The 14,067-nt window shown below is 65.2% G+C and carries 12 protein-coding genes; 7 read left to right on the top strand and 5 right to left on the bottom strand.

Going from position 1 to position 14,067, the window contains the following annotated elements:
- Positions 1–14 precede the first annotated feature (14 nt).
- From BMW87_RS30055 to BMW87_RS30045, 3 genes are all read right to left on the bottom strand, one after another.
- Positions 15–764, bottom strand: coding sequence for a TerC family protein (locus BMW87_RS30055; RefSeq protein WP_093081345.1), 750 nt, complete (start codon positions 762–764; stop codon positions 15–17).
- Between the two features lie 114 nt (positions 765–878).
- A complete protein-coding gene (locus tag BMW87_RS30050; protein WP_371127416.1) occupies positions 879–1,265 on the bottom strand; it encodes a VOC family protein in 387 nt (128 codons plus the stop codon).
- A gap of 221 nt (positions 1,266–1,486) precedes the next feature.
- Positions 1,487–2,899: a Tle-like phospholipase domain-containing protein gene (locus BMW87_RS30045; RefSeq protein ID WP_143062628.1), complete on the bottom strand. Its 1,413-nt coding sequence runs from the start codon at positions 2,897–2,899 to the stop codon at positions 1,487–1,489.
- Positions 2,900–3,097: 198 nt separating this feature from the next.
- Here BMW87_RS30045 and BMW87_RS30040 point away from each other — a divergent pair, with 198 nt between their 5' ends.
- The 5 genes from BMW87_RS30040 (at position 3,098) to BMW87_RS30020 (ending at position 9,706) form a co-directional block, all read left to right on the top strand.
- A complete protein-coding gene (locus BMW87_RS30040; protein WP_093081337.1) occupies positions 3,098–4,591 on the top strand; it encodes an NCS1 family nucleobase:cation symporter-1 in 1,494 nt (497 codons plus the stop codon).
- 28 nt (positions 4,592–4,619) lie between these two features.
- Positions 4,620–5,357, top strand: a complete 738-nt coding sequence (locus tag BMW87_RS30035) for an aspartate/glutamate racemase family protein (RefSeq protein ID WP_093058877.1) — start codon at positions 4,620–4,622, stop codon at positions 5,355–5,357.
- Between the two features lie 14 nt (positions 5,358–5,371).
- A complete protein-coding gene (locus tag BMW87_RS30030; protein WP_093081335.1) occupies positions 5,372–6,127 on the top strand; it encodes a GntR family transcriptional regulator in 756 nt (251 codons plus the stop codon).
- A 113-nt stretch (positions 6,128–6,240) separates the two neighbouring features.
- Complete coding sequence (locus tag BMW87_RS30025) at positions 6,241–8,013, top strand: EAL domain-containing protein (protein WP_093081332.1); 1,773 nt, start codon at positions 6,241–6,243, stop codon at positions 8,011–8,013.
- Positions 8,014–8,215: 202 nt separating this feature from the next.
- Entirely contained in the window at positions 8,216–9,706 is a 1,491-nt protein-coding gene (locus BMW87_RS30020) for a nucleobase:cation symporter-2 family protein (protein ID WP_093058880.1), read from the top strand.
- A 7-nt stretch (positions 9,707–9,713) separates the two neighbouring features.
- Here BMW87_RS30020 and BMW87_RS30015 read toward each other — a convergent pair whose 3' ends face one another.
- A complete protein-coding gene (locus tag BMW87_RS30015; RefSeq protein WP_093081330.1) occupies positions 9,714–10,571 on the bottom strand; it encodes an aldo/keto reductase in 858 nt (285 codons plus the stop codon).
- A gap of 31 nt (positions 10,572–10,602) precedes the next feature.
- A complete protein-coding gene (locus tag BMW87_RS30010) occupies positions 10,603–12,030 on the bottom strand; it encodes a sensor histidine kinase (protein WP_093081327.1) in 1,428 nt (475 codons plus the stop codon).
- Positions 12,031–12,379: 349 nt separating this feature from the next.
- On the opposite strand from BMW87_RS30010, the gene BMW87_RS30005 reads away from it, so the two are divergent.
- Positions 12,380–13,462 carry a tartrate dehydrogenase gene (locus tag BMW87_RS30005; protein WP_093058883.1) on the top strand — a complete coding sequence of 361 codons (1,083 nt, stop codon included), beginning with the start codon at positions 12,380–12,382 and terminating at the stop codon, positions 13,460–13,462.
- Positions 13,463–13,636: 174 nt separating this feature from the next.
- The coding region (locus tag BMW87_RS30000) for an ABC transporter permease (RefSeq protein WP_143062627.1) at positions 13,637–14,067 on the top strand (431 nt) is incomplete at its 3' end.

Below are 14,067 nucleotides of genomic sequence, written 5' to 3'. Positions count from 1 at the left end.
ACCGGCTCGGCCCCTCAATCGCCCGGTATGTGGGGCGGATTCAGCACCACGGGCTTCGCCGACTTCTTGCGCATGCGGATGTTGAGCATTTCCACGCTCAGCGAGAAAGCCATTGCGAAGTACACATACCCCTTGGGCACGTGATGCTCGAAGCCTTCGGCGACCAGCACGACACCCACCACCACCAGGAAGGACAGCGCCAGCATCTTGATGGTGGGATGGTTGGAGACGAAGCGGCCGATCGGCCCGGCGAACAGCATCATGAGCAGCACCGAGGCGATCACCGCCGCGATCATGACGCGCACGTCGTCCACCATGCCGACCGCGGTGATGATCGAATCGAGCGAGAACACCAGGTCGATAAGCATGATCTGCAGGATCACCGAGGCGAAGGTCGCCTTGGCCGTGCTCTGCTTGTGCTCGTGTTCGCCTTCCAGCGACTGGTGAACCTCGCTCGTGCTCTTCCAGATCAGGAACAGCCCACCCAGTATCAGGATCAGGTCGCGGCCCGAGATCTCCTGGCCGAACACCACGAAGAGCGGCTTCACCAGCCCGACGATCCATGCCAGCACCAGCAGCAGGCCGATGCGCATGAACATGGCCATGAAAAGGCCGATGCGCCGTGCGAATTCGCGCTGGGCCAGCGGCAGCTTGTCGACCAGGATCGAGATGAAGATGATGTTGTCGATCCCGAGGACCAGCTCAAGCGCGGTCAGGGTGGCGAAGGCGATCCAGACCTGGGGATCGGAGAGAAGTTGGAGCATGGGCGAGACTCTGTTGCGTCAACGCGCGGTCGGCGACCGCGGCGGGCGAGCGCATCTTAAAGGCGCGCACGCACAGGGCGCCAGCGCCCCCGCGACCCATGGGCCATTGCCCGTTCAGCGGGCGAAAAGCGAGCTCAGGTCCGCGAACGACTTCATCTCGATGGCGTTCCCGGAGGGGTCCAGGAAGAACATCGTCGCCTGCTCGCCGGGCTCGCCCTTGAACCGGATATAGGGCTCGATGACGAACTTGGTCTGGCGGGCGATGAGTTTGTCGGCCATGGCCTGCCATTGGTCCATGGGAACGATCGCGCCGAAGTGACGCACCGGCACGTCGTGACCGTCGACCGAACTGCTCTGGTGGTGGCCGCATTCGTCTGGCGCCAGGTGCGCCACGATCTGATGGCCGTAGAAATCGAAGTCGACCCATTCGGGCGCGCTGCGGCCTTCGGGGCATCCCAGCAGGTCGCCGTAGAAGGCGCGCGCTTCGGCGATGTCGCGCACCGGAAACGCGAGATGAAAGGGGATGCGGGTGGTTGTGTTGCTCATGGTTCTTGCCATCGAAAGTGGGGGATGGACGGGACTCTAAGCAGCGCGTCTCACAACTGAAAGCGATATATTTTTTCTCTGAGCCACACGGATTTCGATCAGTCAATGAGATCGAGAGCGACAGAAACGGCCGGCTCCCCCGATGCAATCCGCGCGACCGTCGGGATGTGAAAACCTCATGGCGACGGGCTGAGCGAGGGCGCCTGGTCCGACCTGCAGTTTGTCGGCCAACCTGCGCCGGTCCAGTTCACCGTGCAATTCGCGCCACGGTCAACCACCTGGCATAGGCCTTCTGTCCTTTCGGCGCCCGTTACCGAATAGGCTCCATCTCGCTCGCTGATAACCGCTTCAGCCTGCTCCTTCGTGAAGCCAAATGCACCGGGAGCTCCATTCGCGACGCGAGCCGTCAAGTTGCACGCGAGCAAAGTAATGGAGTGCAGGGCCACGCCAGCGCTCAGACGCCCCGACACCTTGGAGATTTTCAGCACGTCGCGGCTCGAAGGGAAATCCAGCGCCACGTCGGTGCGGCCTGTACGGCGCACTGTCGAGTTCGCCGCGTTGGAGAACACCCGGATGAACCCCAGAGCCTCATCGTCCTGCATGACCCTGATGATCGGGGGATCCTTTCTCGGCATCACGACTTCTCCCGGGTTTTCGCTCTGCTGCTTGCGCAACCACGTCCAGCCGCTCACCGGCGACGTGTTGAAGGCGTAGGCGATCTTCACGTCCTCACTCATGTATGCGGCCAGTTGCGCCATGCTGCCCCCCAAGGAATGCCCGGCTGTGTAGATCTCGACATTCGGGGCGTCTTTCTTCAATTTTCTGACGATCTCTTTCAATCCGATCCGGACCTGCACGAACTGCTGTGGTTCGAGATTCAGCGCCATCGCCAGATTCGCTTCCCAATCGGGCAACAACTGGCCGCTGTAGTTCTCCGTACCGCGAAAGACAATGAACGCTTGTGCGATCGGCCCGTGGGGCAGGCGATAAACGAAGGTCTCGTAGTACAGGCCTCCCACGGCTTTGCAGCCGACCCCCGAGTGCTCCCATGACTCCCATTTGCCGGCACCGGCGGACGGGACCCTCTTCAGCCGCTCCAGCGGATGCAGATCCGGCCTGTAGGCGCAGTCGCCCCGGCTTGCCTCAGGCGCATACCGTCGGTAGACCACTTTGCTCAGCACTGCAGGCCACGCCATCTGGCCGAGCACTTCGGCCGCGGAGGTTGCCTGGGCCACTTCCTGGGGCGTCCACGGCTTGCGTATTGCAACGGCGGACGGCGAACTGCCTATCGTCGGTTTCTGAATCCTATCGACCCTCGCTCCCTCGAGCGAGCGGCTGGCAGCGGAGATCACCGCGCTGTAGCAGTCGGACGCGTCGGTATCCCGGTAGCGATGGTCCAGAACGTGCCGCTTTTCCGGTGAGGAGCCATTGCGGCACTCTTCCACCTCACGCCTCATCTCCTCGGCCATCTCGGCGCGGTACAGCTTCGCCTCGCGGTTGACGGAATAGAGACCACAGCCTCCCAACGCGGCACAGCAAAGCAGCACCGCCATGCACCGGGCGGCACGCCCCCAGTTTTCTCTTTGCATCTCCACCTCCAAATGTTTGCCGCAGCATAGCGGCGCGCTACGCACGCCTCGGGGTTCACCCCGCAACGTCTACAGCGCATCAGGGAATCTACGGATATATGATTCCCCGAATGGTCTTGATTGAGTGCATTTTTTGTATACAAATAACGCATCCGAAAAGCAGGCACTCAATCCACCCCACTCGCACGAGGAAAGACCATGAGCACAGTCGTCAGCCAGGCCCCCGCGGGGGCAAGCGAAGCCGGCCTTGCGCCGCACGCGGAATCGAACGCCCTCATCAAGCCCGGCTACCACCCGCGCCTGACCAACGAAGACCTCGCTCCGCTGAAGAAGCAGACCTGGGGCCAATACAACATCTTTGCCTTCTGGATGTCCGACGTGCACAGCGTGGGCGGCTACATCACGGCCGGCAGCCTGTTCGCGCTGGGCCTGTCGAGTTGGCAGGTGCTGGTGTCGCTGCTGGTGGGCATCGTGATCGTGCAGTTCTTCTGCAACCTGGTGGCCAAGCCCAGCCAGGTGACGGGTGTGCCCTACCCCGTGGTGTGCCGCGCGCCCTTCGGCGTGCTGGGCGCGAACATTCCGGCCATCATCCGCGGGCTGATCGCGGTGGCCTGGTACGGCGTGCAGACGTATCTCGCGTCGGCGGCGTTCATGGTGCTGGCGCTGCACATGGCCCCGGGCCTCGCGCCGTATGCCGATGTCGCGCAGTACGGCTTCGTCGGTCTCTCGGCGCTTGGCTGGGTCGCGTTCATGGTCATGTGGGTGCTGCAGGCCTTCGTGTTCTGGCGCGGCATGGACGCCATCCGCAAGTTCATCGACTGGGCCGGCCCGGCGGTGTACGTGGTGATGGCCGTGCTCTGCGGCTGGCTGGTGTGGAAGGCCGGTTGGAGCAACATCGACCTGAACCTGGGCGGCATCAAGTTCCAGGGCTGGGACGCGCTGCCGGTGATGCTCTCGGCCATTGCGCTGGTGGTGAGCTACTTCAGCGGCCCGATGCTCAACTTCGGCGATTTCTCGCGCTACGGCAAGAGCTTCGACGCGGTGAAGAAGGGCAACTTCTGGGGCCTGCCGGTGAACTTCGTGTTCTTCTCGCTGCTGACCGTCATCACCACCGCCGCCACGCTGCCCGTGTTTGGTGAACTCATCACCGATCCGGTGCACACCGTGGGCAAGATCGACAGCACCACCGCCGTGGTGCTGGGCGCGCTGACCTTCATGATCGCCACCATCGGCATCAACATCGTGGCCAACTTCGTCTCGCCAGCCTTCGACTTCTCGAACGTGGCGCCGCAGCACATCAGCTGGCGCACGGGCGGCATGATCGCCGCGGTGGGCTCGGTGTTTCTTACGCCGTGGAACCTCTACAACAGCCCCGAGGTCATTCACTACACACTGGACGTACTGGGTTCGTTCATCGGCCCGCTGTTCGGCATCCTGATTGCCGACTACTACATCGTGCGCAAGCAGCGCATCGACGTGGACGCGCTCTACACGATGAGCCCCAAGGGCGAATACTGGTACAGCGGCGGCTACAACCCGAAGGCGATCCAGGCGCTGGTGCCGTCGGCCCTCGTACCGATCCTGTGCGTGATGGTGCCTGCGCTGCGCGGTGGCGCCAACTATGCTTGGTTCATCGGCATGGGCCTGGGCTTCGTCCTCTATGCCCTGCTGAACCGCAACAGCAAGACTTGAACTGAAAGAGAAAGAAAGGGACCGCGCCGTGCGCATCAAGATCATCAATCCCAACACCACCTGGAGCATGACCGAGAAGATCGGCGCCTGCGCCCGCGCGGTGGCGCATGCCGGCACCGAGATCGTGGCCGTGAGCCCGGCCATGGGGCCGGTCTCCATCGAAAGCCACTACGACGAGGCGCTGGCCGTGCCGGGCTTGCTGCAGGAGATCGCTTCGGGCGAGCGCGACGGCATCGACGGCTACGTGATCGCCTGCTTCGGCGACCCGGGCCTGAAGGCCGCGCGCGAGCTGGCACGCGGCCCGGTGGTGGGCATCGCCGAGGCGGCGATGCACCTGGCCAGCATGATCGGCAGCCGTTTCAGCGTGGTGACCACGCTGGGCCGCACCATGGGCCAGGCCTGGCACCTGGCCGAGATCTACGGCATGGAGCGCTTCTGCGCCAACGTGCGCGCCTGCGAACTGCCCGTGCTCGAACTGGAAGAGCCGGGCTCGGGCGCGCGGGAACGCATCGTCGACGAATGCCGGCGCGCGCTCGAAGAAGACGGCTCCGACTGCATCGTGCTCGGTTGCGCCGGCATGACCGACCTGTGCGCGCACATCGAGCAGGTGCTCGGCGTGCCCGTGATCGACGGCGTGGCCGCGGGCACCAAGCTGATCGAATCGCTCGTTGCCCTGAAGCTGCGCACCAGCAAGCGCGGCGAATTGGCAAAGCCCCTGCCCAAGCCCATCATTGGTGCGCTCGAGGGCTTCACTCTCCCGCGCTAGGCCACAATCCGCGCATGCCCCGCGCCAGTTCCAAACCCTCCGCTTCCCCTGCCACCGCCGTTCCGGACGAGAACGGCGTGGCTGCAGCCGACAAGAACAGCTCCATCGAAAGCATCGCCAACGACATCGCCACCGCGATCGTCGAGAAGCGCCTGCCGCCCGGCACCTGGCTGCGCGAAGAAGCGCTGGGTCGGGTGTATTCGGTAAGCCGCACCAAGGTGCGCGCCGCATTGCTGATGCTGTCGAAGGACAAGCTCATCGAGATGATTCCCGACAAGGGCGCCTTCGTCTGCCAGCCCTCGGTGGAAGAGGCCCGCGAGGTGTTCGCGGTGCGCCGCATCCTCGAAAGCGAAGTGGTGCGCCTGTTCATCGCCGCCGCGCGGCCGCGCGACTACCAGGTGCTGGAGCAGCACATCAAGTTCGAGCGCACCGCACTGCGCCAGACCACCACCACGGGCACTGTGCGCGAGAAGCTGCTGGGCGACTTCCACGTGGCGCTGGCCGAGGCCACCGGCAACCGCACGCTCGCCGAGCTGGTGCGTGAACTGGTCGCACGCAGCTCGCTGATTGCGATGCTCTACCACTCGTCGAACGACCCGCATTGCTCGTCGGACGAGCACGCCGATTTCTTGCGCCTGTGCCGCAAGGGCGATGTGGAGGCCGCGGTGACGAGCATGATCGACCACCTGGAGCGCATCGAGTCCAGCCTCGAACTCGGCACCGACAAGCCCGACCGCCAGCTCGACCTGGTCAAGGCGCTGCTCGCCTGACCCCACGGCCGGCAGGGCCGGTGCGGCTGTCACACAACCGCGTCATGCTGTAGCCCGAATGGCTTACGCGTTTTTCCCGTGCGCAAGCGCCGCCGACGAACAACTTCCACAGCATGCCCCGGCAAACCCGGCCCAACGCCACCCCTGCCTCGCCTCCTGCGATCTCGCCCTTCTTCCAGCCCATCGTGGATCTGCGCAAGGGCACGGTCTTCGGCCATGAAGCCCTCATTCGCGGACCGACCGGCACCCCGCTCCACAGCCCGCAGGCGCTGCTTGCACTTGCCGCGGCCGAGTCGCGGCTGACCGAGTTCGAGCTGCTGTGCGTGGAAGTCATCCTCGCCCAGTGGGGCCGCCTGCCCGATGCGGGCCGGCTGTTCGTGAACATGAGCGCCGACGCGCTGGTCGCGGCCATGGGCGGCGCGGGCACGGCGTGCTGGCTCGAACGCATGCTCGCGCACCACAACGTCAGTGCCCGCGACGTGACAGTGGAGCTCACCGAGCAGCGGGCCACCGGCAGCCCCGAGGCGCTTGGGCGTGCGGTCGAGGCGCTGCATGCGCTGGGCGCACGTGTTGCGCTCGACGACTTCGGCGAAGGCCATTCCAACCTGCGGCGCTGGAAAGACCTGCAGCCAGACTTCGTGAAGATCGACAAGCTGCTGACCCAGGGCATCGCCAGCAGCCCGCAGAGCGTGGCGCTGGTGCGCGCCATCGTCGGCTTCGGCAACGCGCTGGGCACCGAGCTCATTGCCGAGGGCGTGGAAGACGCGAAGGACCTGCATGTGCTGCGCGACCTCGGCATTGCCCATGGCCAGGGCTACCTGTTCGGCCGGCCGGCGCCGGCGTTGCAGCCGGCGCTGCCCGAGCCCATGGCGGCCACCATCCGCGACACCCGCATCGCCGTGATGCCGCACGCGTCGCAACCGTCGCAGCCCAACGTGCTGCGCAGCCTGTCGGTCATCCAGGCGCCTGCGCTCAGCCCGCAGACGCCGATCGACGAGGTCTCCGCAATCTTCCAGAAGCACCCCGAGCTGCATGCGCTCGCCGTGGTCGACAAGGGCACCCCCGTCTCGCTGATCAACCGGCAGTCGTTCATGAACGACTACGCGCGGATGTACTTCCGCGAGGTCCATGGCCGCCGCCCCTGCCTGGCCTACGGCAGCAGCACCCCGCGCATCGTGGAGCGTGAGGAGAACGTCGAGAGCCTGCTCGGCATCCTGATGTCTGAAGACCAGCGCTACCTGAGCGAAGGTTTCATCGTCACGGAGAAGAAGCGCTACGTTGGCCTGGGCACGGGCGACCAGCTCGTGCGCGCCGTGACCGAGGCGCGCATCGAGGCCGCGCGGCACGCCAATCCGCTGACCTCGTTGCCGGGCAACATACCCATCAACATCCACATTGCGCGCCTGCTGGACAGCGGCGCCGACTTTGCTGCCTGCTATGCCGACCTGAACAACTTCAAGGTGTTCAACGACCACTACGGCTACTGGCGCGGCGACGAAATGATTTTGCTGCTCGCGCGACTGGCAACGCAGCACGCAGACGCCCATCGCGACTTCGTCGGTCACATCGGCGGCGACGACTTCCTGGTGCTGTTCCAGAGCCCCGATTGGCACCGGCGCTGCACCGCGCTGATCGACGACTTCAACCGGCAGGCGCCCGGCCTCTACGACGAAGCGGAAAGACAGTCCGGTGGCATCGAAGGCGAGGACCGGCATGGCGTGGTCCGGTTCACGCCCTTCTCCACGCTGTCCATCGGCGCGGTGCGCATTCCGCCGGGAATGTTCAGCCATGCCGAGGATGTGGCGAGCGAAGCGGCCATTGCGAAGCACGATGCCAAGCAGGCGGCCTCGGGCCTCACTGTGCGCGAGGCCCGGCCGCGCGCATAGCGCAGGGATTCATGCGTCGATGGTCCCGGCGGCCGGCGACAGTCTTGCGGCCTTGACCACCCGGCGAGGCCCCTGCGCGGATGCGGGTTTTCCAGAGTCTGGATTGTTGCATAAGTTGTATACAGTTTGGCGTACACAACGGGGTGTGCGCATGCCAAGCCGTGTCGCCCACCTTCCTTCTCGCCGCAGCAGGAGCCCAACGATGACGGCCGACAGTTCTCTCTCAACAGTCCATCCCGTGGACCAGCGCCTGCCTTCGGGCAAGCTCGCGGCCCTCGGCCTGCAGCACGTGCTGGTGATGTATGCGGGCGCCGTCGCGGTGCCGCTGATCGTCGGGCGCGCGCTCAAGCTCACGCCCGACGAGGTCGCGCTGCTGATCTCGGCCGACCTCTTCTGCTGCGGCATCGCCACGCTGATCCAGGCGCTGGGCGCCACGCAGTTCTTCGGCATCAAGCTGCCGGTGATGATGGGCGTGACTTTCGCGTCGGTCGCGCCGATGGTCGCCATCGCCAATGCCAACCCCGGCCAGAACGGCGCGCAGCTGCTGTTCGGCGCCATCATCGGCGCGGGTGTGGTGTCGATACTGATCGCGCCGCTGGTGAGCCGAATGCTGCGCTTCTTTCCGCCAGTGGTCACCGGCACCATCATCGCGGTCATCGGCATCAGCCTGATGCGCGTAGGCATCAACTGGATCTTCGGCAACCCCGTGGGCCCGACGGCGCCCGCGCTGGTCGACCCGGTCTACGCGAAGTGGCTGGCCGAAGTGACCTCGCCCGGCAGCTCCATTCCCGCCGTGCCCAAGGGCTTCGCGATCATGCCCACCGTTCCCAACCCCAAGTACGCAGACCTGTCGGGCTTCGGCGTGGCCGCGCTGGTGCTGGTGTCGATCCTGCTGATCGTCAAGTACGCCAAGGGCTTCATCGCCAACATCTCGGTGCTGCTCGGCATCGTGATCGGCGCCGTGGTGGCCTCGATCACCGGGCTCATGACCTACGAGAAGGTGGGCAAGGCCGCGTGGGTCGACATCGTGCTGCCCTTTCACTTCGGCATGCCGCAGTTCGACCCGATCCTGATCTTGACGATGACCCTCATCATGATCGTGGTGATGATCGAATCGACCGGCATGTTCCTCGCGCTCGGTGAAATGACCGACCGCAAGATCAGCCAGAAGGACCTGGCCCGCGGCCTGCGCACCGACGGCCTGGGCACGCTGATCGGCGGCATCTTCAACACCTTTCCGTACACCAGCTTCTCGCAGAACGTGGGCCTCGTGGCCGTCACCGGCATCAAGAGCCGCTATGTGTGCGTGGCCGGCGGCGCGATCCTGATCGTGCTGGGCCTGCTGCCGAAGATGGCCGCGCTGGTCGAGTCGCTGCCCACGGTGGTGCTCGGCGGTGCGGGCCTCGTGATGTTCGGCATGGTCGCGGCCACCGGCATCCGCATTTTGTCGGGCGTGGACTTCAAGACCAATCGCCACAACGCGATGATCGTCGCGGTGTCGATCGGCGTCGGCATGATTCCGCTGATCGCGCCCAACTTCAAGCAGTGGATGCCGCATGCCATTCACTCGCTGATCGAGTCGGGCATCTTGCTAGCGTCGATTGCGGCTGTGCTGCTGAACCTGTTCCTCAATGGTGCAAAGCACGACGAGCAGGCCGTGATTGCTGCGGCCAAGCAGGCCGAAGCCCACTGAGCCTTTGCTAGATCATCGCCAGCGGCCCCTTGCGCCGCGGCGGTGGATGCAGCTGGTCGAGTTCTTCGAGAGTTGCCGCATCGAGCTTCGACTCCGCTGCCGCCAGGTTCTCCTTCAGGTGCGCGCTGCGCACCGCCTTCGGAATCGCCGCCACGCCGGGCCGCGCGATCACCGCAGCCAGCGCCAGTTGCGCGGCCGTCACGCCGAGCCGCTCGGCCAGTTCAGCCAGCCCATCGTCTTCGGCCAGCGCGCCCTGGTCGATCGGGCTGTAGGCCATCAGCGGCATGCCATGTTCGCGCAGCCAGGGCAGCAGGCTGAACTCCGGGCCGCGCTCGCCGAGCGACAAGTAAACCTGATTGGCCGCGCACTCCGGGCCATCGCCCACGGCCTGCGCCAGCTCTTCCATATCGTCGGTGTCGAAGTTGCTCACGCCCCAGTGGGCTATGCGCCCGTCTGCCACCAGCGAATGCATTGCCGCGACCGTCTCGCTCAGCGGATGGCTGCCGCGCCAGTGCAGCAGGTAGAGATCGACGGCGTCGAGCCCCAGCCGCTTCAGGCTGCGCTCGCAGGCATCGCGCGTGCCGCGCCTGCTGGCGTTGTGCGGGTAGACCTTGCTGACGACGAAGAGCTCTTCACGCCGCACGTCGCCCGCACGCAAGGCCTCGCCGATGGCCTGGCCCAGGACGGTTTCGGCGCCGCCTTCGCCGTACATCTCGGCGGTGTCGATGAGGCGGTAGCCGAGCGCGATGGCCTCGCGCACCGCCTTCACTTCGGCCGCGCGATGCCCCGCGTTTTCGCCCATGCGCCAGGTGCCGAGACCGAGGACCGGCATCTCGCCGCCGGTGGGGAGTTGGAGTGTTCGCATCGGGCCATGGTACGGGGGACGCAAGGCCCTGTCAGCCCGTCGACAACGGAAGCCACACGGTCGCGAGCAGGCCGCTCCCGTCTTCACCGGCTGCCAGTTCGATCCGGCCGCCATGCTTGTTCAGCACCGAACGAACGATCGCCAACCCCAGTCCGCTGCCCGACTGCGTCTGGTCCGGGTTGCGAAAGAAGCGGTCGAACACGCGCTCGCGCAGCTCCGGCGGAATGCCCGGCCCCTGGTCCGTCACGCGCAGCACGGCCTTCGACGATTCCGGTTCGCACGCAACGCGCACGGTGACAATGCCGCCATCCGGGCTGTACTTGATGGCGTTCTCCACGAGATTGCTCACCATCGAGATCAGGCTCTCGCGCTCTCCGAACACCGGCACCGCGCCTTCGGACACGAAGTCCAGCCCGATGCCGCGCACGCGTGCAAGGTCTTCCACGAACGGGATGCGCTCCTGCACCAGCGCATCGAACGCGAGCCGCATGGGCACCGCGTCCTGCGGCATCTCGTCGCTGCGCATCAACTGCTGCAACTGGCCCACCAGCCGCGCGGCGCGGTCGTTGCTGCGCAGCAGGTTGATCATGAGTTCGCGCTGGCCCGCGTCGGCGGTCTGTTCCTTCAGCGCTTCGACATTCACGCGCATCGCATCGAGCGGCGTGCGAAGTTCATTCGCTGCATCGGCGATCAGCACGCGCTCGCGCGATGCCCGGTCGCGCACGCTGCGCAGCAGGCCATTGATGCTGCGCACCAGCGGCTGCAGCTCCTTGTGCCGCGGTTCGAAGCTCAGCGGCGTCAGGTCGGCCGGGCCACGCTCGGCAGTCTCTTGCGTTACCTGCCGCCAGGGCCGCAGCGCGAACAGCACCGACAGCCACGCCGGAAAGACGAGAAACGGCAGGCTGATGGCCAGCGGCAGCAGGTAGTAGCTGCGGTGGTCGACGGTGAAGCTGAAACGCAGGACTTTCGGCTCGGCCAGCAGCACGCGGGTGTCGAGCCCCGGCGAAGTCATCATGCGCGCGCGCCACATGCGCTCGCCGACGCGCACGTTCTCCACCCGGCCCGGCACTGCCGTGTGCATGACCGGCGCGGCAGCTGTGGAGTTGAAGATGAGCCGCCCCCGCTGCCACACCTGCATGACGGGCGCCTTGTCCGTCTCCGAACTGAAGTCACCCGAGGTTTCGAGCAGCGCCATGTCGAAGGCCTTCAGGGCCTCCTGCTGACGGGCAGGGTCGGCCGCGAGGTTCTGCGCAATCGTGATGACGCTATCGAAGATCTTGTCGTAGCGCACCAGATCCGTCACGCGGTTGGAGTCGTACAGGAACAGCGCCAGGATGGCGCCCCACAGCAGCACGACCACTGCGATCTGCGCCAGCAGCAGGCGCCGCAGCAGCGAGGGCTGCAACCACCGCTTCCAGCGCCGGGCAAGCGCCGTCATGGCGACAGGCAAAAGATTCATGGTCCTCCAGGCGGCGGTCTCTGCGGAGCGCATCGCAAGCGCGTGGAGTATCCGGCACGCCCGCGCCGAGGGCTTCAGAAAACCTTCATGAACCGGTTGTCGGAGCCGGCAAGCGGTCGGTCGCGGATGCTTGTCGCCTTCTAATTTTCTGAAGTCAAAGTCAATTCAATGACAAGAAATTCTCGTAATCCCCTGTGAAGGCATTCCGCTTTGCCTTCTGATTTTGTCAATGCCATTTGAGTGCCAACCCCCTCTTCAGGCCCGGTTCTCGCTTCTAGAATTTTTTGGCAAGCCCTGCGTCACGAGCGCTGGTGCACCGAACGAAACGAACTTGGAACAGGTTGAGTCAATGCAGAAAAAGCACAGGATTGCCGTCATTCCCGGAGACGGCATCGGCGTCGAGGTCATGCCCGAAGGGTTGCGCGTACTCGATGCGGTCGGTCGCCGCTTCGGCATCGATTTCTCGTACGACCACTTCGACTGGGGCTCCGACCACTATGTGCGCACCGGCCTGATGATGCCGGCCGACTGGGCCGACAAGATCCAGGGCCACGACGCGATCTATTTCGGTGCGGTGGGTGCGCCCGACAAGGTGCCCGATCACATCGCCGTGTGGGGCCTGCTCATCAAGATCCGCCGTGACTTTGACCAGTACGTCAACCTGCGCCCCGTGCGCCTGATGCCCGGCGTGCCTGGCCCGCTGGCGCACCGCAAGCCCGGTGACATCGACTTTCTGGTGGTGCGCGAGAACACCGAGGGCGAGTACACCTCGGTGGGTGGGCGCCTGTTCGAAGGCACGCCGCGCGAGATGGCGATCCAGGAGGCAGTGTTCACCCGCACCGGCGTGGACCGCATCATCGACTACGCGTTCCAGCTCGCCAATCGCCGCAAGCGCAAGAATCTGGTGGCCGCCACCAAGTCGAACGGCATCTCGATCACCATGCCCTACTGGGACGAGCGCCTGGCCGAGATCGCCACGCGCTACCCCGACGTGGCGACGAGCAAGTACCACATCGACATCCTGTGCGCGCATTTCGTGCAGCACCCCGACTGGTTCGACGTGGTGGTGGCTTCCAACCTGTTCGGAGACATCCTCTCCGACCTGGGCCCGGCCTGCACCGGCACCATCGGCATCGCGCCCTCGGCCAACCTGAACCCCGAACGCAAATTCCCCTCACTGTTCGAACCGGTGCACGGTTCGGCGCCCGACATCGCGGGCAAGGGCATCGCCAATCCGATCGGCCAGATCTGGTCGGCCGCGCTGATGCTCGACCATCTGGGCAACAACGACCCCGTGTACGCAGAGGCTTCGGCTGCGGTGATCTCGGCCATCGAGACTGTGCTGAGCGAAGGTCCGCGCACTCGCGACATGGGCGGCACTGCTTCGACTGTGGACGTCGGCCGCGCGATTGCTAGCTGCATCTCGGCATGAAATCTCGCTCTTGTTCAAGGCGCGCTCATGTGCGAATGGCACCGGGTGCTCCCCGCAGCGAAATAAAGGAGGAGCCGAAGGCGGGGGACATTCGCGGAGGGGAGTATCCGGTGTCATTCGCACACACCCTGGACAAGAACACCCAACGACACAACGCAGAGCGGAGTCACTGAAATGGGCCTGTTCCTGCTGAAACGCACACTGACGCTCATCGGCACCCTGGTGGGCGCATCCATCATCGTGTTCCTGGTACTGGAGATCCTTCCGGGCAATGCAGCGCAGATGCTGATGGGACCGGATGCCTCTCCTGAAGCCGTCGCAGCGCTGGCCACCAAGCTGGGCCTCGACTTGCCGGCGTGGACACGCTACTGGCACTGGATCGGCGGCCTGCTCACCGGCAACCTCGGCGACAGCTACGCCTACAGCTCGCCGGTGCTCGACCTGATCCTGGAACGCCTCGCGCTCACCGTGCCGCTCGCCATGCTGGCGATGGCCCTCACCGTCGTGATCGCGCTGCTCGTCGGCGTTACGGCCGCTGCGCGCCACAACAAGCTCGGCGACGTCGGCCTGATGGGCATGGCCCAGGTCGGCATCGCGATCCCGAA

The sequence above is a fragment of the Variovorax sp. OV084 genome, assembly GCF_900111625.1.
Classification (GTDB): domain Bacteria; phylum Pseudomonadota; class Gammaproteobacteria; order Burkholderiales; family Burkholderiaceae_C; genus Variovorax.
The sequence above is the reverse complement of the archived record's forward strand: the minus strand, read 5'-3'. Positions and strand labels throughout refer to the sequence as shown.